Source organism: Novosphingobium sp., from assembly GCF_030699305.1.
GTDB lineage: Bacteria > Pseudomonadota > Alphaproteobacteria > Sphingomonadales > Sphingomonadaceae > Novosphingobium.
Window position 1 is genome coordinate 101,867 of the sequence record NZ_JAUYNB010000038.1, and the last position, 18,407, is coordinate 120,273.

13 protein-coding genes are annotated in these 18,407 nt (G+C 63.7%); 3 read left to right on the forward strand and 10 right to left on the reverse strand.

Annotated elements, in window-relative coordinates; translation table 11 throughout:
• Nucleotides 1–57 precede the first annotated feature (57 nt).
• The gene (ppsA, locus tag Q8Q53_RS15180; RefSeq protein ID WP_305702625.1) at nt 58–2,454 is read left to right on the forward strand and encodes a phosphoenolpyruvate synthase; all 2,397 of its coding nucleotides are present in this window, start codon (nt 58–60) and stop codon (nt 2,452–2,454) included.
• 1 nt (nt 2,455) lies between these two features.
• Here the strand turns inward: ppsA and Q8Q53_RS15185 are convergent, their stop codons facing one another.
• Genes Q8Q53_RS15185 through Q8Q53_RS15195 form a run of 3 tightly spaced genes read right to left on the reverse strand, consistent with a single transcriptional unit; the run spans nt 2,456 to nt 5,907 of the window.
• On the reverse strand, nt 2,456–3,940 hold the full coding sequence (locus Q8Q53_RS15185) for an L-lactate permease (RefSeq protein WP_305702626.1): 1,485 nt from the start codon (nt 3,938–3,940) through the stop codon (nt 2,456–2,458).
• A 3-nt stretch (nt 3,941–3,943) separates the two neighbouring features.
• On the reverse strand, nt 3,944–4,954 hold the full coding sequence (locus Q8Q53_RS15190) for a 2-hydroxyacid dehydrogenase (protein WP_305702627.1): 1,011 nt from the start codon (nt 4,952–4,954) through the stop codon (nt 3,944–3,946).
• On the reverse strand, nt 4,951–5,907 hold the full coding sequence (locus Q8Q53_RS15195) for a 1-phosphofructokinase family hexose kinase (protein ID WP_305702628.1): 957 nt from the start codon (nt 5,905–5,907) through the stop codon (nt 4,951–4,953). The genes Q8Q53_RS15190 and Q8Q53_RS15195 overlap by 4 nt, the downstream gene beginning before the upstream one ends.
• A gap of 211 nt (nt 5,908–6,118) precedes the next feature.
• On the opposite strand from Q8Q53_RS15195, the gene Q8Q53_RS15200 reads away from it, so the two are divergent.
• On the forward strand, nt 6,119–7,162 hold the full coding sequence (locus tag Q8Q53_RS15200) for a calcium/sodium antiporter (RefSeq protein WP_305702629.1): 1,044 nt from the start codon (nt 6,119–6,121) through the stop codon (nt 7,160–7,162).
• A 190-nt stretch (nt 7,163–7,352) separates the two neighbouring features.
• Here Q8Q53_RS15200 and Q8Q53_RS15205 read toward each other — a convergent pair whose 3' ends face one another.
• The 5 genes from Q8Q53_RS15205 to Q8Q53_RS15225 are packed head-to-tail and all read right to left on the reverse strand — an operon-like array spanning nt 7,353 to nt 13,137.
• Nucleotides 7,353–8,042, reverse strand: a complete 690-nt coding sequence (locus Q8Q53_RS15205) for an SDR family NAD(P)-dependent oxidoreductase (RefSeq protein WP_305702630.1) — start codon at nt 8,040–8,042, stop codon at nt 7,353–7,355.
• Entirely contained in the window at nt 8,039–9,643 is a 1,605-nt protein-coding gene (locus Q8Q53_RS15210; RefSeq protein WP_305702631.1) for a GMC family oxidoreductase, read from the reverse strand. Before Q8Q53_RS15210 ends, Q8Q53_RS15205 begins: the two co-directional genes overlap by 4 nt.
• 12 nt (nt 9,644–9,655) lie before the next feature.
• Nucleotides 9,656–11,149, reverse strand: a complete 1,494-nt coding sequence (locus Q8Q53_RS15215) for an aldehyde dehydrogenase (protein WP_305702632.1) — start codon at nt 11,147–11,149, stop codon at nt 9,656–9,658.
• A complete protein-coding gene (locus Q8Q53_RS15220; RefSeq protein ID WP_305702633.1) occupies nt 11,109–11,951 on the reverse strand; it encodes an SDR family NAD(P)-dependent oxidoreductase in 843 nt (280 codons plus the stop codon). Before Q8Q53_RS15220 ends, Q8Q53_RS15215 begins: the two co-directional genes overlap by 41 nt.
• Nucleotides 11,923–13,137 carry a cytochrome P450 gene (locus Q8Q53_RS15225; RefSeq protein WP_305702634.1) on the reverse strand — a complete coding sequence of 405 codons (1,215 nt, stop codon included), beginning with the start codon at nt 13,135–13,137 and terminating at the stop codon, nt 11,923–11,925. The genes Q8Q53_RS15220 and Q8Q53_RS15225 overlap by 29 nt, the downstream gene beginning before the upstream one ends.
• Before the next feature lie 117 nt (nt 13,138–13,254).
• Between Q8Q53_RS15225 and Q8Q53_RS15230 the strand changes: the two genes are divergently transcribed.
• Nucleotides 13,255–14,139, forward strand: a complete 885-nt coding sequence (locus Q8Q53_RS15230; RefSeq protein WP_305702635.1) for a LysR family transcriptional regulator — start codon at nt 13,255–13,257, stop codon at nt 14,137–14,139.
• A 75-nt stretch (nt 14,140–14,214) separates the two neighbouring features.
• Here Q8Q53_RS15230 and Q8Q53_RS15235 read toward each other — a convergent pair whose 3' ends face one another.
• Together Q8Q53_RS15235 and Q8Q53_RS15240 are read right to left on the reverse strand one after the other, a co-directional pair.
• Complete coding sequence (locus Q8Q53_RS15235; protein WP_305702636.1) at nt 14,215–16,806, reverse strand: TonB-dependent receptor; 2,592 nt, start codon at nt 16,804–16,806, stop codon at nt 14,215–14,217.
• A 39-nt stretch (nt 16,807–16,845) separates the two neighbouring features.
• The gene (locus Q8Q53_RS15240; RefSeq protein WP_305702637.1) at nt 16,846–18,333 is read right to left on the reverse strand and encodes a phosphoesterase; all 1,488 of its coding nucleotides are present in this window, start codon (nt 18,331–18,333) and stop codon (nt 16,846–16,848) included.
• Between the last annotated feature and the right edge of the window lie 74 nt (nt 18,334–18,407).

An 18,407-nucleotide genomic window follows, 5' to 3' on the forward strand; every position in this document is an offset into this window, starting at 1 on the left:
GGTTTTACCTGCCCTTGATCTGGCTTCCGGGATCAGGGCGTAATGGAGCGACGAGACATGGCAACGCAGCACAACCGGACGGCCATCCTGTGGTTCGAACAGATCGCGATCGGCGATATTCCGTCCGTTGGCGGCAAGAATGCTTCGCTCGGCGAGTTGCTGCGCGAACTTGGCAAGGCTGGCGTTCGCGTCCCGAACGGTTTTGCGACAACCGCGCAGGCCTATCGCGATTTCATCGATGCCAGCGCCATCGAGCCAGCGATGCGCGCGCAGATCGAGCTTTACAGGTCCGGTGACAAGACGCTTCAGGATGCCGGGCATGCGATCCGGGAACTTGTGCTGGCGAGCGGGCTGCCCGACGATTTCGCCGATCAGATCCGCGCCGCCTATCGCTTGCTTGCCACCACCACCCGGACCGTGGACCCGGCGGTGGCGGTGCGCAGCAGTGCGACCGCTGAAGATCTGCCCGACGCAAGCTTTGCCGGCCAACACGAGACGTTCCTGAACATTCGCGGGGAACAGGCCCTGCTCGATGCCTGCCTGCGCTGTTTCGCCTCGCTTTTCACCGACCGTGCCATCAGTTACCGCGAAACGAAGGGCTTTGATCATTTTGCCATCGCGCTTTCGGTGGGCGTTCAGCAGATGGTTCGTTCGGACCTTGCAGGATCGGGCGTGATGTTCACTATCGACACCGAATCCGGCTTTCCCGGCATCGCCACCATCAGCGCGGCATGGGGCCTTGGCGAAACCATCGTTCAGGGCGCAGTGAACCCCGATCGCTACGTGGTTTTCAAGCCGCTGCTGGACACCCCCGGCGCGCGCCCGATCATCGAGAAGGCCCTGGGCGACAAGGCGATCCGCATGATCTACGCCGAAGCAGGCGGCACACAGACCCGGATCGTGCCTTCCACCCCGGCAGAGCGCGAGTCCTTCGTGCTGGACGATGACGAAATCCTTGAACTTGGCCGCTGGGCGGTTGTTGTGGAGCAGCATTACGGTCGGCCGATGGACCTTGAATGGGCCAAGGACGGCAGCAACGGGCTGCTCTATCTGGTGCAGGCGCGGCCGGAAACCATTCACGGCGGCGGCAGTCAGTCCAGCTTCCGCCGCTACAGCCTGAAGACCGATGCCAGCCCGGTCCTGTCCGGCGTGGCCATCGGCAGCGCGATCGCCAACGGCAAGGTCTGTCTGATCCACGACGCTGCTGACATCGCCCATTTTCAGGACGGTGCAATCCTGGTGACGGGCAACACGGACCCTGACTGGGTGCCGATCATGAAGCGCGCCGCAGGCATCGTCACCGATCGCGGCGGCAGCACCAGTCATGCCGCCATCGTCAGCCGGGAGCTTGGCGTTCCGGCCGTGGTCGGCACCGGCACGGCAACAGCGATCCTGCGCGATGGCCAGGAGATCACGCTGTCCTGCGCCAGCGGCGAAAAGGGGATGATCTTTGATGGCCTGCTTGAGTATGCCGCCGAGGACATCGATCTGTCGGCAATTCCGCAAACCCGGACCGAGGTCATGCTCAACATCGCTGACCCGGCGGCCTCGTTCCAGTGGTGGCGGCTGCCGGCCCGGGGCGTGGGCCTTGCGCGGATGGAATTCATCATCAACAACCTGATCAAGGTCCACCCGATGGCGCTGTTGCATCCGGACCGGGTTTCCGCATCCGACAACCGCCATATTCAGAAGCTGGTGAAAGGGCACGCAAGCCCGGCCGATTACTTCGTGGAAACGCTGGCGCGCGGAATTGGCCGTCTGGCCGCGCCGTTCTTTCCCCACCCGGCGATCGTCCGGCTGAGCGATTTCAAGACCAACGAGTATGCGCACCTTGTGGGCGGTGCTGCCTTTGAGCCGAAGGAAGAAAACCCGATGCTCGGCTTCCGGGGGGCTTCGCGCTACTACGACGAACGCTACCGCGATGGCTTCGCGCTGGAATGCCGGGCGCTGCGCAAGGTGCGCGAGGAGATGGGCTTTGCCAATATCATCGTGATGGTGCCGTTCTGCCGGACACCAGCCGAGGCCGACCGCGTGCTTGCGGTCATGGCCGAGAACGGCCTGGGCCGGGGTGAAAACGGGCTGCAGGTCTACATGATGTGCGAGATACCCTCGAATGTCATTCTGGCGGAGGAGTTTGCGCAGCGCTTCGATGGCTTCTCGATTGGCTCGAACGACCTCACCCAGTTGCTGCTCGGGGTCGACCGCGATTCCGAACTGCTTGCCGCCATGTTCGACGAACGCGATCCGGCGGTGATGCATATGATTGCCGAGGCCATTCGCAAGGCCCACGCCGCTGGCATCAAGATCGGCATCTGCGGTCAGGCACCAAGCAATTACCCTGATTTTGCCGAATTTCTGGTCCGCGAAGGGATCGATTCGATCTCGCTCAATCCCGACAGCTTCGTGAAGACCTGTGCCGTGATCGCGGCTGCTGAAGGCGCTGGCGCCGGATGAATTACCAGACTGCCGCCAGGGCAAGCAGCAACAGGCCGCCCGCCGTGGCATAGGCAAGGCAAACCGGCAGCGTCGCTTTCAGGATGGCGCCTTCGCGGCCGACCAGACCGACCGTTGCCGCTCCCGCCACGATGTTATGGGGCGCAATGACATTGCCGATCGCTGCGCCGAAGCCCTGGCCTGCCAGGCCCAACAGGGGCGCTAGCCCCGATGCATCCGCTGCGGCAACCTGAAACCCGCCGAACAGGATGTTGGAGGTCGTGGCGGACCCGGTGATGAAGGACCCGAGCGCCCCGACCAGCGGAACGGCCGCTGGCCAGGCTGGCCCGAGCAGCGCTGCTGAAGCGCTGGCCAGCGTGTCGATCATGCCGCTGTGAACCATGATCCGGGAAAGCAGCAGGACAGCGACCAGCGCGAGCGTCACCGCAGGCAGGCGGCGGGCCGCAGTGGCCAGTGATGGCCCGATCACAGCCCGGCTCTCCGGCCGCACGATGACCGCGCCGGCAAGCGCCAGCAGCAGCAGGGTGCCGGGATGGTAGAGCGGCATCACCGCGCCGGTGAAACGGCCCGCCAGATCCCATTCCAGCACGACTGCCTGCATGGCCTCAGCCATCGGCGTGAATGTGCGGCTTGCCAGAATCGCCGCAAGAACCAGCCCGTAAGGCAGGACTGCGGACAGCACGCCATCCCCGGCCCGGGCGCCATCAGGCTGGGCCGTCGGCCACTTCCACTTCACCAGTGAAATGAACACCGCGCCGCCGATCAAAGCGCCGCCCAGCGTGGGCAGCTCGGGGCCGCTCAGCCAGGCCAGCGCCAGTGCGGGCAGCAGGAACAGGAAGCCGGCCAGCGGTGCCAGCACCCAGTTCCCGGCGCGGCCCTCGGTCATGGCAAGCCGAAACACCAGCGCTGCAAGCGTCCAGCCCAACGCCGCGTGCAGCAGCATGATGATCAGCGACAGTTCACCGGGATCGACCGGCCCGGCCTCCAGAAGCGGCAGTATCGGCGTGCCCACCGCTCCGAAGGATACGCCCGCAGCGTGCCCGATCAGGGCCAGAACAAGCGAGCGCTGGGGCGAAAAGCCGATCGCCACCAGCATCGGCGCAACCAGAGCCACCGGCGTGCCGAACCCGGCGGCACCTTCCAGCAGCAGGGCGAAAAACCATGCCAGGATCAAAACGAGGATTGCGGGCCGGTCCGAAACCGAGGTCAGCCATGAGCCAATGCGCTCCGAAGCCCCCGACCGTGTCTGCACCTCGTGCAGCGCGAGGGCCGGAAAGACAATCCACAGGATCGTCGCGGTCGTGAAACCCGCTTCAAGCATCGGGCCGACAAGGCCGACGGCGTCAGTGCCGTAATCGAACGCGAGAATCGCCAGCCCGGCAGCCGCAATCGCGCCGATCATGCCCGATCTGGCCGCGGACCAGCCCAGCGCCGTCATGCAGAGCAACAGCAGCAGGATGGGCAGCAGGGCGAGCCACTCCGCCATGCTTCAGGCCAGCATTTCCACGGAAACGGGATGGGTGGGCTGCCCGGTGCGCTCAAACTGCGAGATGTTCCCGATCGTCGTCCCGGCGATCGCGGTCAGCGCGTCGCTGGTGAAGAAGGCCTGGTGGCCGGTGATCAGGACATTGGGAAAGGTCAGCAGGCGGGCGAAAACATCGTCCTGAATGATCTGTTCGGACAGATCTTCGAAGAACAGGTCGCTCTCTTCCTCGTAGACATCAAGTCCGACATGGCCGATCCGGCCGCTCTTCAGGCCCTTGATCAGCGCCCGTGTCTCGACCAGCGCGCCCCGGCCGGTGTTGATGATCATCACACCCGGCTTCATCGCGTCAATCGCCTTGGCATTGATGAGGTGATGGGTCTGCGGTGTCAGCGGGCAGTGCAGCGTGACGATGTCGGACGCGGACAGCAGCTCGTCCAGATCGATGTAGCAGCCGCCGATCTGCGTGAATTCAGGATCGTGCCGGATATCGAAGCCGAGCACCCGGCAGCCGAAGCCGACCATGATCCGCGCCACGCAGATGCCGATCCTGCCGGTGCCGACAATGCCGATCGTGCGGCCCTTGAGGTCGAAGCCGAGCAGACCGTCGAGCGCGAAGTTCCCTTCGCGGACCCGGGCATAGGCCCGGTGGATATTGCGGTTGAGCGACAGGATCAGGGCGACCGTGTGTTCGGCCACGGCCTCGGGAGAATAGGCCGGTACCCGCGCTACGGCGATGCCGAGTTCCCGCGCGGCGGCAAGGTCGACATTGTTGAAGCCGGCGCAGCGCAGTGCCACCAGTTTCGTGCCGCCGGCGCCCAGCAACTCCAGCACCGGCCGGTCGAGGACATCGTTGACGAAGGCGCAGACCGCGGCTGCGTCATGCGCAAGCGCGGCGGTCTCGATGCCCAGCCGCGGCTCAAGAAACCGCAGTTGATGCGCGTCGCCTGCCGCCAGGTTGGCTTGCGCAAGAAACTCGCGGTCATAAGGCTTGGTGCTGAATACGGCGACTTTCACGTGATCTGCCCTCCTTCACCCAGCCCACTGACGCCAATGGTCGCCGCGAGCCGCTCGACATCGGCGCGATGACACAGGTCCGTACCGGGCGTGAGCACGGCGGCCGTTCCAGCCGCTATGCCCAGACGAAAGGCCCGCCCGCTGTCCCATCCCGCAGCCAGGCCAAAGGTCATTGCCGCGACGAAGCTGTCTCCCGCACCGACGGCACTGCGCACCTCGACCGGGATGGCAGGCAATACGAGAACCTGTCCGGCTTCGACCAGCAACGCCCCCCTGTGACCCATGCTGACCGCGACAAGCTCTGCGCCGCCTGATGCCACCACGGCTTGCGCGGCGGCGATGATCTGGTCCTGATCCTGCAGCGGATGACCGGCAAACTGTTCCATCTCGCCAAGGCTGGGTTTGACCAGCCGCACCCCGCCGTGCGCCAGCGTGGTTTTCAGTGCCATGCCCGAGGTGTCGAGCACGACCGCAATCTGCCGGGCGCGGGCAAGCTCCACGATGCGGGAATAGAAATCATCGGGCACGCCGGACGGCAAGGATCCGCTCAGCACCAGCCATGAACAGTCCAGCTTGCCGATCATGTCGAGGCAGTGTCGGCATTCCGCTTCGCTGACGCGCGGTCCCTGCGGCACAAAACGGTATTCCTTGCCGCTTTGCCGCTCATGAACGGCCAGACTGACCCTGGTATCTCCGGCGATCGGAATCGCCCGATGGACCAGTCCTGCCCGGTCGAGCAGCCCGCCCAGCACCGGCCCCGTCACGCCCCCGGCCAGATAGACGGCTTCGACCTCGCCCCCCAGCCGCGTCAGCACCCGCGCCACATTGATCCCGCCCCCGCCCGGATCGAAGCGGTCATTGGTCGTGCGAACCTTATGGGTATGCTGAACCGTTTGGGCTTCGCTCGATCCGTCAATCGTCGGGTTAAGGGTCAGGGTCGCGATACGGGTCATGAAACACTCCAGTCAGCGCCGGCAGCTTCCCATTCCGGGGGGGTGTTGACAAGCGATGCCGGGTATTATCACGCCGTCGCGATCAGCTTCACAGCCCCGCACCTTCTTTGAGCGCGCGTGCGGCGGGCATCGGCATCCCTCTCCGGATTGACCGCCAACCCCCAGAAGCCCGGGATTGTTGACTGCCGCCCCGGCACATTCCCGATGACAGGTGCCCGACTTCAAACTAACGGTCGGCTGCCGATTTCCGGATGAAGGTAGCTGCTACACCATGATGGCTGATATATTGTTCCTGCTGCTGGGCCTTGTGCTGCTGATTGCAGGCGGCGACCTGCTGGTGCGCGGGGCCGTGCGGATTGCCGAACGGCTGAGTCTTTCGCCAATGCTGATCGGGCTGACAGTGGTAGGCATGGGCACTTCGATGCCGGAACTTGCGGCCAGTGTGCAAGCCAGCCTCGCTGGATCTCCGGGCATCGCCATCGGCAACATCGTGGGATCGAACATCGCCAATGCACTGCTGATCCTCGGAGCGGCGGCTCTGATCGCACCCATCGCGGTAAGCACCCGTGCCCTGTGGCGCGATGGCGGCGTCGGCACCATGGCCGTTCTGGCACTGCTTGCAGCCGGGGCGACCGTTGGCCTTTCGCGCGGGGTTGGCATCGCCTTTCTGATCGCGATGGCGGGCTACATTTACTACGCCTATCGCCAGGAACGCGCGGGAGGCCCCCACAGCGCGGCGTTTGATCGCGCTGTGGCGATGGAGGAACTCGATCCGGCCCTCGTTCCGCAGGAGCAACCCGGGGGCAGGCTGTCGGTTGCAATTCTGCTGTTCCTGGCCGGCCTTGCGCTGATCGTCAGCGGCGGCACGCTCCTGGTGAATGCCGCCATCGAGATGGCAGAACAGCTTGGGGTGAGCGACGCCGTCATCGGGCTGACGATCGTGGCCGTTGGCACGTCCTTCCCGGAACTGGTCACGTCTGCCGTTGCGGCCTATCGCAAGGAAGGGGACATTGCGCTGGGCAATGTGCTGGGTTCGAACATTTACAACATCCTGTTCATTGGCGGCATCACGGGGGTGGCTGCTCCCACCGGCGTGCCCGCCAGCATCATGGCCTTCGACCTTTGGCTGCTGGTGGCGGCATCGTTGATTGTCATGCTGTTTGCCTTCTCCGGCGGCCGGTTGAGCCGAAAGGAAGGCGCCGTGCTCGTCGCATCCTATGGCGCCTACACGGCATACACCGTCGGCCTGTTTTGACGGTCAGCGTAACGGCGCAAAGAATCTGGTCGCAGCGATCGGACGTGTCGGCCTGATGCGAGACGTTCCCTGCCGGCCAGATACTCCCTTGCCCGTGCTGCAACGCGGGCCATGAGACTTTGCCACCGGGCAGGGCGCTGCAAGGCTTTGCGCAATCCCCTTGTTGCTGTCCGGATAAAGCTTCCGGCGCTCAGGAAATCAGAAAACCGCCGTCCAGCACAAGCGCTTGCCCCGTCATGAAGCGGGAGGCTGGTGACGCCAGATAGAGGATTCCCGCAGCCACATCTTCGCAGCTTCCCATGCCCAGCATCAGCCTGCCGGGCTCCATCGCTGGCCCGCCAAGCCGGACAGTATCGGCGTCCGGGTCTCCGACCGGAACCGCGCCGGGCATAATGATGTTGGCGCGGATGCCATTGGCATGTTCGTCCAGAGCTACAGCCCGGATCAGGGCGTTGAGGCCAGCCTTGCTGGATCCATAGGCGGCATTGCCCTGCAAGACAGGATGGACCGCACCCATGGTCGATACCCCGACGATCACCCCGCCGTCATGATCGCGCATATGCCTGACAGCCTGACGAATGGCGACAAATGCGCCGCGCAGATTGTGATTATGCAGCCGGTCCCATTGTTCCAGCGTGAGATTGGCGAGCGGAAAGGTGCCGGTAAGCGTGGCGGCGTACACCAGAATGTCGATCCCCCGGTGTTGCGCCGCGAACTCGTCCACTGCTCCGGCGACAGCATCAGGATCAGATTGGGGATCAACGAGCACACAGGTCGCGCCTGCTTCAGCAAACAGCGCCTGTGTCGCGTGCCCGATGGGCGTGCCGCCGATAATCAGCGCGCGCTTGGCTTCCAGCCCGAACAGGCGAGCAATGGTCATGCTATTCCCCTGATGAACTCGGCAGCGCGCTCTGCGATCATGATCGTAGGGGCATTGGTGTTGGCGGAGACCGGCTCAGGCATGACCGACGCATCAATGACGCGCAATCCGGCAACACCGCGCACTCTGAGCTCGGGGTCAAGAACCGCCAGCGGATCGCCGTCAGGACCCATCCGGCAGGTGCCAATGCTGTGATAACCGATGCCCCCAGCCTGGCGTACATAGGCCTCAAGCTCCGCGTCAGATTCGGGGAAGGGCGATGGCTTGAGGATTCCGGTCACAATCGATGCAAGGGCCGGAGCGCGGGAAGCCCGTTCAACAATTCGCAGCCCCTTGACCAACTTGGCGACGTCGCCGGGATCGCTCAGCAGGCGATGATCGATGACCGGTTTGTCGTGCGGATCGGCACTGCGCAATCTGATCTGGCCGCGGCTCTGTGGACGCGCAACATGGAAGCCAAAGCTGAATGAAGCGCGCGGTTCGACAATGGCATCGCCCTTGTCATTGAAGGTGACAGCAACCGGCAGCATCGACAGTATGAGATCGGGATCCACCAGATCAGGATCACTTTTGAGCGCGGCCATGACCTGCACGGCTGGCGTGGTGAGCAGGCCTTTGCTGCGCACCAGATAATTGAACAGATGGCCAATCATACGCAAGGGGCCGAGCTGCGCGCTCATCGTCGGGATGGAAACCAGCTGTGCCACGCTGATAGTGTTATGCTCGCGCAGGTTCTGGCCGACGCCTGGCAAATCTGCCGCGACGGCGATGCCATGATCCTGCAAATGTGCGGCAGGACCAATTCCGGACCGCATCAGGATCGCGGGCGAATGAACGGTTCCGGCTGACACCAGCACCTCGCGCTGTGCCCGGATGTGAACTGTCTTTTTATGGTCGCGGAAGAGGACGCCGGTTGCGCGGCCATTTTCGATGACAATCCGGTCGACATGCGCTCCGGTGATCACCGTAAGGTTCGGGCGGGCGCGGACGGGATCAAGATAGGCATTGGCCGCCGAACACCGCCGGCCATCCTTCTGGGTGGCGTAAACGCGGTAGACGCCGAACTGGCTGCCATCGCAATAGTCATCGTTCAGCGGCACGCCGATCTGCCCGAAAGCGTCGATGACGTGCTGGCCGATGGGCTCTGGCTCGCGAACCGGTGAAACGCTGAGCGGGCCATGGTTGCCATGGGATTGCGACGGCGAGTGGTGGAGTGTTTCCGATTTCAGGAAATAAGGGAAAACCGAACTCCAGTTCCAGCCAGTGCAGCCCAGCTTTTCCCAGTTGTCATAGTCCGAACGCTCGCCGCGCATGTAAACCTGGCCGTTGATGGAGGAACTGCCCCCCAGCACTTTGCCTGCCGACCACGGTATCGCGCGTCCGCCGATGGTCGGATCAGCTTGCGTGGGAAGGCACCAGTCATAGACTTCATGTCCCATCAGCTTGGCCGTGCCAGCGGGCATGTTGACGAGAAAGGCGTCATGCTCTCCGCCTGCTTCCAGCAGCACGACCCTGGTGTCGGCATCTTCGGTCAGGCGTGCAGCAAGGACGCATCCGGCGCTGCCGCCGCCGATGATGATATAGTCAGCGGAACGGTTCATCGTGGCATCCCATCAGGGCAGGTGAAGCATGACCTGCTTGATCTGCATGAATTCCTCGAGGCCGGGGCGTCCACCTTCGCGTCCGAACCCCGATTGCTTGTAGCCGCCGAAGGGCAGGTTTGGCGCTATCGGCAACATCCCGTTGACCGCCACGCAGCCTGCTTCCAGTTGTGCGGCAACTGTGTGGGCGCGCGCCAGATCGCGCGTGTGCAGATAAGCGCCAAGACCAAACCGGGAATCATTGGCCATTGCCACCGCCTGTGCATCATCCGAGAAGCGGATGACCGACAGGACCGGGCCAAACACCTCCTCCCGGGCAAGATGGCTGTCATGCGCCACCCCGGCAAAAACGGTCGGTTCGACATAGGCACCGGCCGCAAGATCGCCAGCGCCGCGGTTGCCACCGGCAACCAGTTGGCCGCCGGATTCTGCTTTGGCGCGCTCGATCACCCCCATGATCCGCTGCGCTGCCGCTTCGTGAATGACCGGGCCGATGAGGGTCGATGGCGACAGCGGATCGCCCATGGCAAATGCCTTGGCCTGCGCTGCAATCCGTTCGACCAGCTCATCAAAGATCGCCGCATGGGCATAGACCCGCGTCGGCAGGACGCAGCCCTGGCCTGATATCGGAATCAAGGAACACGTGGCGGCCATCCCGGCGGCCGTGTCCAGATCGGCATCGGCGAAGACCAGATTTGCGGACTTTCCGCCAAGTTCGAGCGCCACCGGTTTCAAGTGCTCGGCGGCGGTCCGCATCACCGATTTTGCAACGATTTCTCCGCCGGTAAAGCTCACTTTCCCGACAGCCGGATGGGCAACAAGCGCGTCGCCTGCTGCCGCGTCGCCCTGAACCACGTTCAGCGCGCCTGCCGGAATTCCGGCTTCCAGCGCCAGTTCCCCGAAACGGATTGCGACAAATGGAGTCTGGGTCGGCGGCTTGAGGACCACGGCATTGCCAGCGGCGAGCGCCAGGATGGCCGTCATGCAGATGGCCACCAAAGGGCCGTTCCAAGGAATGATGACACCGATGACGCCGATCGGCTCGTGCTTGGCATAAGCGAGGCCGCGCGCGCCGATCGGTTCGGTAATCGAGCCTTCAATCTTGTCGGCCCAGCCTGCGTAATAACGGATCCACGACACGGCCAGTTTGCCCGCGCTGGTTGAAACCGGTGTACCCACCTCAAGCGCGGCCAGCCGGCTGAACTCCTCTTCATGGTGTTCGACACGATCGGCGAGGCGGAACAAGGCATCGCGGCGACCGGCTGGTCCCAGATCGCGCCATGCTTTCTGGCCGGCCACCGCCGCCTGGACGGCGGCATCGATCTCGGGCTTTCCGCAGATCGGAATGACCGCCTGCACCAGCCCGGTTGCCGGGTTCACATGCTCTCTGGTGCCCAGGCTGGTTGTCGCCGGGCGATCACTGCCGATGAGCGGGCGATTGTTGAGAAGGAGGTCATTCATGCGATCAACCCTTGGTAAAGCCGGCGTCGACCAGAAGTTCGGCACCCGTGATGTAACTGGCCGCATCGCTGGCGAGGAACAGCACGGCGCGAGCCATTTCAATCGGCTGGGCGACGCGGCCAAGGATGTTTCGCCCCGGAATGAGCGCTGGCCCCTCGATCTTGGGTCCGCCTTGCGCTTCCATGGCGCGCATCTTGTCCGGCCCCGGTGTGGCCATCCCGCCGGGCAGTACGGAGTTGACCCGAATTCCGTCCCGCCCGAACTCCACAGCCGCCAACCGGGTGATGGCATCGACCCCGGCTTTGGCGGAATCATAGTGCATGTTGGGAAAAATCGTCGGGTGCTGGGCGCTCATCGAGGAGATGTTGACGACAGAACCCCCGCCGCGTCCCCTCATCTGCTTCACCGCTTCGCGCAGGCACAAAAACGTGCCGCGCGTGCAGACCGCATGCATCATGTCCCATTCCTCGACGGGCATGTCCATCGTGCTGGCCTTTTTCCGGTAAGCTGCATTGTTGATGAGAATGTCGACGCCGCCAAAATGTCTGGCGGCAGCAGCAAACGCAGATTGGACAGCCGCTTCATCCGCTACATTCATGGCAAGACCGATCACTGGGCCTTTCGGGGCCAGTTCAGCCGCCGTTGCCATGGCTGCTTCGCCGTTCAGGTCGGTCAGCACTACCGAAGCGCCGACATCGAGGAACAGGGATGCGATTTCCTTGCCCAACCCTTGCGCCCCTCCGGTAACAAGCGCGACCTTGTTCGTCAGGGTGAAGCACGCGAGCGCGTCCGTCATGATCGTCATTTTCCAAACTCTCTCAGTTCCAGCGCAGGTGCAGTTCGTCAAACCCCGGGACCGACCCGCAGTGCTCGGTGTTGGCTTTACCCGGATCAAGCCGGAACACGGGGAGGCGCCCCACGAACTCTTCGAGGAAAACCTGAATTTCGGCCCGCGCCAGCGCGGCGCCGATACATTTGTGCGGTCCGTTACCGAAGGTATTGTGATCCATCGGACCAATGCCCCGGTCGAACTGCACTTCCAATGGATCAGGATATAGCCGTTCATCCAGTCCCGAAAGATTGTTGGGGACCATGATCATCTCGTCCTTTTTGAACAGGACGCCCTTATACTCAAAGTCACGGGTCAATATCCGCCCGGTATTGGACAGGCCAAAGCGCCGCAGAAACTCTTCGCAGGCGGCCGGGATAATGGCCTTGTCATCACGCAGGCGCTGTTGAAGTTCGGGATGCTCGGCCAGATAGTGCACCGTGTAGCCCAGCAGCGAAGCCACCGTATCAAGGCCGCCGACGAACAGCAGCGTTGCCATCGACATCGTTTCTTCATCGCTTTCGAACCGCGGATTGTTTCGCCAACCGGCGACGCGCGTCAGCAGATCCTCGCCGTCACCGCCCTCGCGCTCGTCAATGACGGTTTTCAGATAATTTCTGACCCGCACCATCGACGCTGTCCGCTCTTCGACCGAATAGCTCGACATGATGGCGATGCCCCATTCGACGAACTCCTCACGCCGGTCCAGCGGAAGATTGACGATCCGCAGAAACATTGTCACCGGCATGATCCGGGCAAATGCCGACATGAACTCGCAGTGCCCGGCGGCCAGCAGGCTTTCGGTTATCTCGATGGTCAGCGTTCGCGCGTCCTCGCGCATGCGCGCTATTGCGGAAGGGACAAAGGCCGGATTGAGTACAGCCCGGTAACGGGCGTGGTTTGGCGGGTCCACAGCCAGCGGGACAGGCTTGAATGCCATCAACTGACGCGGGATCATGAATTCTTCGTGGCTGAAGATTTCGTAATTGTTCTGCACAAACCGAACGTCTTCTGCGCGGGTGACCAGCCAATGGCCCCCATATCGCGGCGTCCACACGATGTCCGGTCCGTCATGCAGCCGCTTCATGGCCCGATAGACGCCCAGCTCTTTCAGCCCTGCGGGATGCACATAGTCAAAATCCACGACCAGTTCGTCCGGCACATGGTCTGGCTTCGGCGCCAGGGCCGCAACTTCATCTGACATGCTCTCTCTTCCCCGGTAGAATGTTTATGGGGACGGATTGGGGGTGATCGTGCTATATGTCCAATGCATTGCATGATATGGAAGCATGAGTTCAAGGCATTGTTAACAATCCGACGAATGCAACAGCTGATCGCCCTCGCGCAGGAACGAAACTTCACGCGCGCTGCGGATGCCCTTGGCATGACGCAACCGGCGCTAAGCCGCGCCATCGCGTTACTCGAAGCCGAAGCCGGAGTTCTGCTGTTTGAGCGCTTTTCCAGAGGCGTCGCGCCGACCGCAGCAGGTGAAGAACTGATCGAGGATTCGCGCCGCATTCTCGGGTCTGTGAAACTGGTTGAGCACAATGTCCGGCTGCGCAGGCAGGGTGACATCGGCAAAGTCAGCTTCGCGCTCGGACCGCTTGCGGCAAGCTGCATGCTCAGACAGATCCTGGCCCAGACACTCAGAACGACACCCGGTCTGTTGGTTACTGCGATCGTTCGGGAAACCTCGGCGATCATCGATGGGGTTCTGGCCGGCACCTTCGATTTCGGGATATGCAGCGCCAACACATTTGAGGCCGACAGCAGCCTGGACGTCACCCCGCTTGCCAAGTTGCCAATGGGACTGTTTGTTCGCTGCGGTCATCCCTTGCTGGCTCATGGGCAAAGTGCCAGCTGGACCGACCTGCAACACTATCCACGGATGACCGGGCGCTACCCGCAGGCAGCGGGGTTATCCTTGGGGCGGCCGTTCGGACTGTTGGAAACGACTGTCGAATGTAACGATTTTGAAGTGTTGCGGGCCGTGTCGATTGCGACCGATTCCGTCTGGTTGACAGCCAGGTCGCTGGTTGCAGACGATGCAGCCAGCGGCGCGCTGGTTGAAGTGTTCCCCCTGCCGTTCCATCAACTCCCAACGGCCGAAATCGTCCTGGTGCGGCAGACCGGTCGTCTGTTAAGCCCTTCCGCAGAACGGATCATTGATACCGCAATGTCGATATCGACGGAGGTCCCAGTCTGAGGCGAAACGCTATCCGCTGGTCGGACGCCCCCGCACGCCAGCGGCGCATGTCAGCCGGGGATTGAGGGGCGGTGTTCAGAACTGCTTTCTGAGGCTCAGGCGGATACTGCGCCCCAGTGCTTCGAGGGTGGCTGGCTGATAGGCCAGAGGCGTGCTGCCATCGGCAACCCGGCTGACCGCCGGGCGCCGGTTGAACAGATTGCGCAGATCAATCGAAACGCGCGTCCCTTTGGCCCAGCCCGGTCCGTCCGGGATCATGCGCTCCAGATTGCCGAACAGGCGTGCATTGATCACCAGGTTGTCCGCAAAGCGCAGGTCATCGTTCGCGGTAATGCCGGTGACCCGCGTCGGCCCCAGCCAGTCCGCTTCCAGCCGGAGGCCGACCCCGGATTTGTTCACACCGGCCCGCACCTGGATTTCATGGCGCGGCTGTCCGCCCCGATCGTTCAGGGCAGAGCCGCCGAGATAATCGAACACCGGGCCATTGGCCGCCACGGTCAGGCGGTCAGCCAGGTGCAGGACGTGAAAGATCGACAGCTGCAACCGGTCACCGCGTTCGCGGCCCGGCATTGGGGTGCGCTGGCGGGATGCCGGGGAATCGGCCTGCCGCCCCATCCGGCTTCGCCAGGTCGCGCCCCAGCGCAGATTTTCGCGTTCGCTGCGGGCAAGATTGACCGGACGCACATCGATCTGCGTCAACCGGCCAGCGGGATCGCGCAAGGACCGGTCCGGGAACGCCAGCAAGATCTCCGGGGTTGCCACCGGAAAGGACCGCACGGGATTGACGACTTTCTGCCAGACATAATCGGCGGTTACCGTCAGATCGGTGCCGTCCAGCGGTTCGGCCACGATGCCCAGCTTGAACACGTCGCGGGTGTCGCTGGTCAGGCCGGGATTGCCGCCATCGATCCGGCTGACTTCGGCCGTGCTGCCCAGCGCTGCATCAAAGATCCGGTATCCGGGCGTGATCTGCACCGGATTGCCCAGGTCGGCCAGATCGGGCGCGGCTTGTTCGCGGTTGAACGAGGCGGTCAGCCGGATCGCTCGCACCGGTTGCCAGTTCAGACCGGCGCCATAGTTCAGCAGGTTGCCGAAATCGGACAGATTGCGCCATTCGGCGTTGGCGTTCAGCGTCAGATCGCCCGGCACGATCCGCGACATCCCGGCCGCGACGACCGGCACGTCGATGTTGCCCTGAACCAGCAGCCGGTCCCGTTTCAGCCGGACGGCGGCGACCATGGCGGGATCGGCAGCCGAGCGCGACAGCCGCGCGGATTCAAAGCCCACCCGCAGGCTGGTCGATACTGCCCCGGCTGGCAGAGTCACTGCCCGGCCGTTCACCACGAAGTCGGTGGTCAAGCGGTGCGATACAATGCGGTCGATCTCGATCAGGCCGGGCGCCAGGCTGCTGCCGGCCCAGTCAGAATAAGGGTTGAAGCCCGGATCCGCAGCGGCAAGCAGCGCTTCCGCGTCAGCCGTCGCAAAGCCGCGCGCGGTCTGGCGGTCGGTGCTGACCCGGTTGAACTGACCGGTCAGGCTCCACTGCCATTGCGCCCAGTTTCCGGTCAGTGCTGCGCCAAAGTCGATCGTGCGATCGGTGACATCGCGCTGCCGTGGCTGCGCGGCCACCCGCAGCACTGTCACATCCTGCGAGAACGGCGAAAACGGATTGCCTGACGGCAGCCGCAGGCTGATATCGGCAAGGCCCAGCAGCGATTGTCGTTGCTGCTCCTCGAACAGGCCGCTCAGCGTCAGGAAGGTGCCGGGACCGATCCGGCGATTGAACGTCGCGTTCAGCCGAAACTGCCGCTGGTCCGGCAGCAAGGAGCGATACTGCCCGGCGTTGATCGCCTCTCCGCGGTTGGCCAGTGGCACCAGCGCCGACAGGCCTGGCACGATAGCCGCAGCACTTTCCGGGACCGGCACAAAGCGGACGGGCGCGCCCGCCGCCAGATCCAGCGCCGGGTCCAGCGTGGCTCCGGCGACGACCGGCCCGAACACGCCTGTAAAACCATACGGGATATCGGCAGGCGGCTGCACGATATCCCGCTCGCTTTCCAGCAGCCGCGCATCGCGGCGGTAATCGATCCCGACACTCCAGCGACCGTTGTCCGACGTGCTCAGAAATCCGGCTTCGCCGCGCAGGCCCCGGCGTCCTCCATCGGTCGCAAAGGTCAGGTCGGAGCGCACGGTCAGGGCGCGAAAGTCCTTTTGCAGGACAAAGTTGAGCACCCGCTGATCCGGACTGAAGCCGTATTGCAGCGCGGCTTCTTCCGACAGGACATCGACCCGGCGGATCGCCTCGGTCGGCAGTTCGCGCACTTCCGTTTCGCTGGCGGTGCGCTGGCCGTTGACCAGGATCACCGGCCGGTTCCCGCCGCGCCCGCGCCCGCTGCGGGTGAGCACCGACAATTCCGCGATCAGTTCACCGACACTGCTGACCCCATAGGAGGCGACTTCTTCCTCATCGAGTTGCAGTTCGGGCGGAAGCACGCTCAGCGCCCGTCCGGCGAATGACCGGCCCGACACCACGATTTCCTCGGTCGCAGCGCTGTCCGCCTCGGTAGCATCGCCGATGATGGCCCCGGCGTCCTGCGCCCACGCCGTTTGGACCAGGCAAATGGCCAGCACCGACCCGGCTGGCAGGCCTGGCTTCGAAGAGGGCATTGCAGGGATTGTCCGGATCAGGCCGCGGGGAACCGGCAATCAGGTGCGCGGCGTGACGAACGTTGGATTGGCATAGAACCACAGGTCGTCCCACGGGTTCTCACCAGCCGGATCTTCGGCCGGTTCCAGTTCCTGGGTGTTGGTCCCGCGCACGCGCAGATACAGCGGTGCCTGCACTTTGCTGATGCGGTGGCGCATCACCAGATCGTCGCCCTGCCGCTGCCAGTCGGCGCTGGTAAAGCGGCGCAGCACCGTGGTCGCGGGCGCGCGGTCCGTGCTGCGGTCTGCCACCGGCCCGGTGACCGTGCCGGAAATCAGGTCGATCCGGGCTACCTGCGGCGAATGGCCGCCGCTGTTCGCCCCCTGCGGATCGCGCACCCGGATTTCGACCGTGATGGTTTCGCCCGGGCGGATCACCAGTTCATCGCCAAGCCCGACCGATTTGCCGCGCGAACGCGAACCCGTCACTTTCACATCGACGGCGGACACCAGATCACCGGTCGTCACGAAGATGCGGCCATGGCGCAGGCCGTCCAGAATGTCGGTGTGGTCGCGCCGGGCCAGCACATAGGTCTTGGAATATTCACCCGGCCAGAAATCGCTGCCGCCTTCGCGCCAGTGGCGGTGCGAATCCGATGTTGCGGTGACCCACCAGCGCCGCCCTTCGGACAGCATGGAATCCCACAGCCCACCAACCCGTGCGGTCATCGGATCGAACCCGCCCATGGTCGGCACCTTGCGATAGCCGCCGCGCCGACCTTCGGGATCGAGGCTGCCATCGGGGCTGATCGCGCCAGCCTGATGGCCGGGCGCGCCTTCCATGCCGACTGCGACCTTGGGCGCGGTATCGTTCCAGTTGCGGAATTCAGCCGGATCATAGCGCCCATACTTGCCGGCTTCCGGGGCCGAGCGCGAAGGATGGTTGGCAAACAGCACCGGCGGCAAGGGATGCGCCTTCATTGCGTTGAGCGCGGCGATCATCCGCTCCGGTTCATCGCGCGCCGGATCGGCGGGATGCGGATCGCGGCGGGAATGGCCTTTTTCGATCTCGAACAACTGGCTGCGCTCACCATCGCTGCGCGGGATGATCAGACTGGAATGATCGCCATTGGGCGTGTCGAATTCCATGCCGTAGAACTGCAGCACTTCGGGCACGGCGCGCCGGGATTCCAGCAGCGCGGGATAGGCGATGTCGCGGTTGATCTGCGAATGGTTGGGGCCGCCATGATCGGTGGAAACCATCCATCCCAGCCCGAACCCTCGGGCCATTTCGGCATTCTTCTGGATCGAATAGCGCCCATCCTTGCCGAACAGCGGGGTGGGGATCGCGGCCGGGTTGGCCGGATCGGCCTGATAATCGGCGCTGAATTCGCTGTGGATGTGATGATCGCCAGCCAGCCATTCGCGTTCTCCTGCGCTGCTGACCGGGGCATCGGCTGGCACAACCAGGCGCGTGTGCCCTTCGTGGGCAGCCACTGGCGCGGCGAGCAAGGCACAGCTGAGCAGCGCAAAACGGAACTTGAGCATGACGAAAAGGTCCTGTGCAAAAGGAGAGGACCGGAGCGCCCGCGGGCGCTCCGGCCTTCGACTGGATTAAGCCG

What these genes read in the sequence shown, in the direction of transcription:
- Q8Q53_RS15240 (WP_305702637.1), bottom strand. Translation starts at nt 18,333, where the DNA reads ATGCTCAAGTTCCGTTTTGCGCTGCTCAGCTGTGCCTTGCTCGCCGCG.
- Q8Q53_RS15205 (WP_305702630.1), bottom strand. Translation starts at nt 8,042, where the DNA reads ATGACCATTGCTCGCCTGTTCGGGCTGGAAGCCAAGCGCGCGCTGATT.
- Q8Q53_RS15235 (WP_305702636.1), bottom strand. Translation starts at nt 16,806, where the DNA reads ATGCCCTCTTCGAAGCCAGGCCTGCCAGCCGGGTCGGTGCTGGCCATT.
- Q8Q53_RS15195 (WP_305702628.1), bottom strand. Translation starts at nt 5,907, where the DNA reads ATGACCCGTATCGCGACCCTGACCCTTAACCCGACGATTGACGGATCG.
- Q8Q53_RS15225 (WP_305702634.1), bottom strand. Translation starts at nt 13,137, where the DNA reads ATGTCAGATGAAGTTGCGGCCCTGGCGCCGAAGCCAGACCATGTGCCG.
- Q8Q53_RS15210 (WP_305702631.1), bottom strand. Translation starts at nt 9,643, where the DNA reads ATGAACCGTTCCGCTGACTATATCATCATCGGCGGCGGCAGCGCCGGA.
- Q8Q53_RS15230 (WP_305702635.1), top strand. Translation starts at nt 13,255, where the DNA reads ATGCAACAGCTGATCGCCCTCGCGCAGGAACGAAACTTCACGCGCGCT.
- ppsA (WP_305702625.1), top strand. Translation starts at nt 58, where the DNA reads ATGGCAACGCAGCACAACCGGACGGCCATCCTGTGGTTCGAACAGATC.
- Q8Q53_RS15185 (WP_305702626.1), bottom strand. Translation starts at nt 3,940, where the DNA reads ATGGCGGAGTGGCTCGCCCTGCTGCCCATCCTGCTGCTGTTGCTCTGC.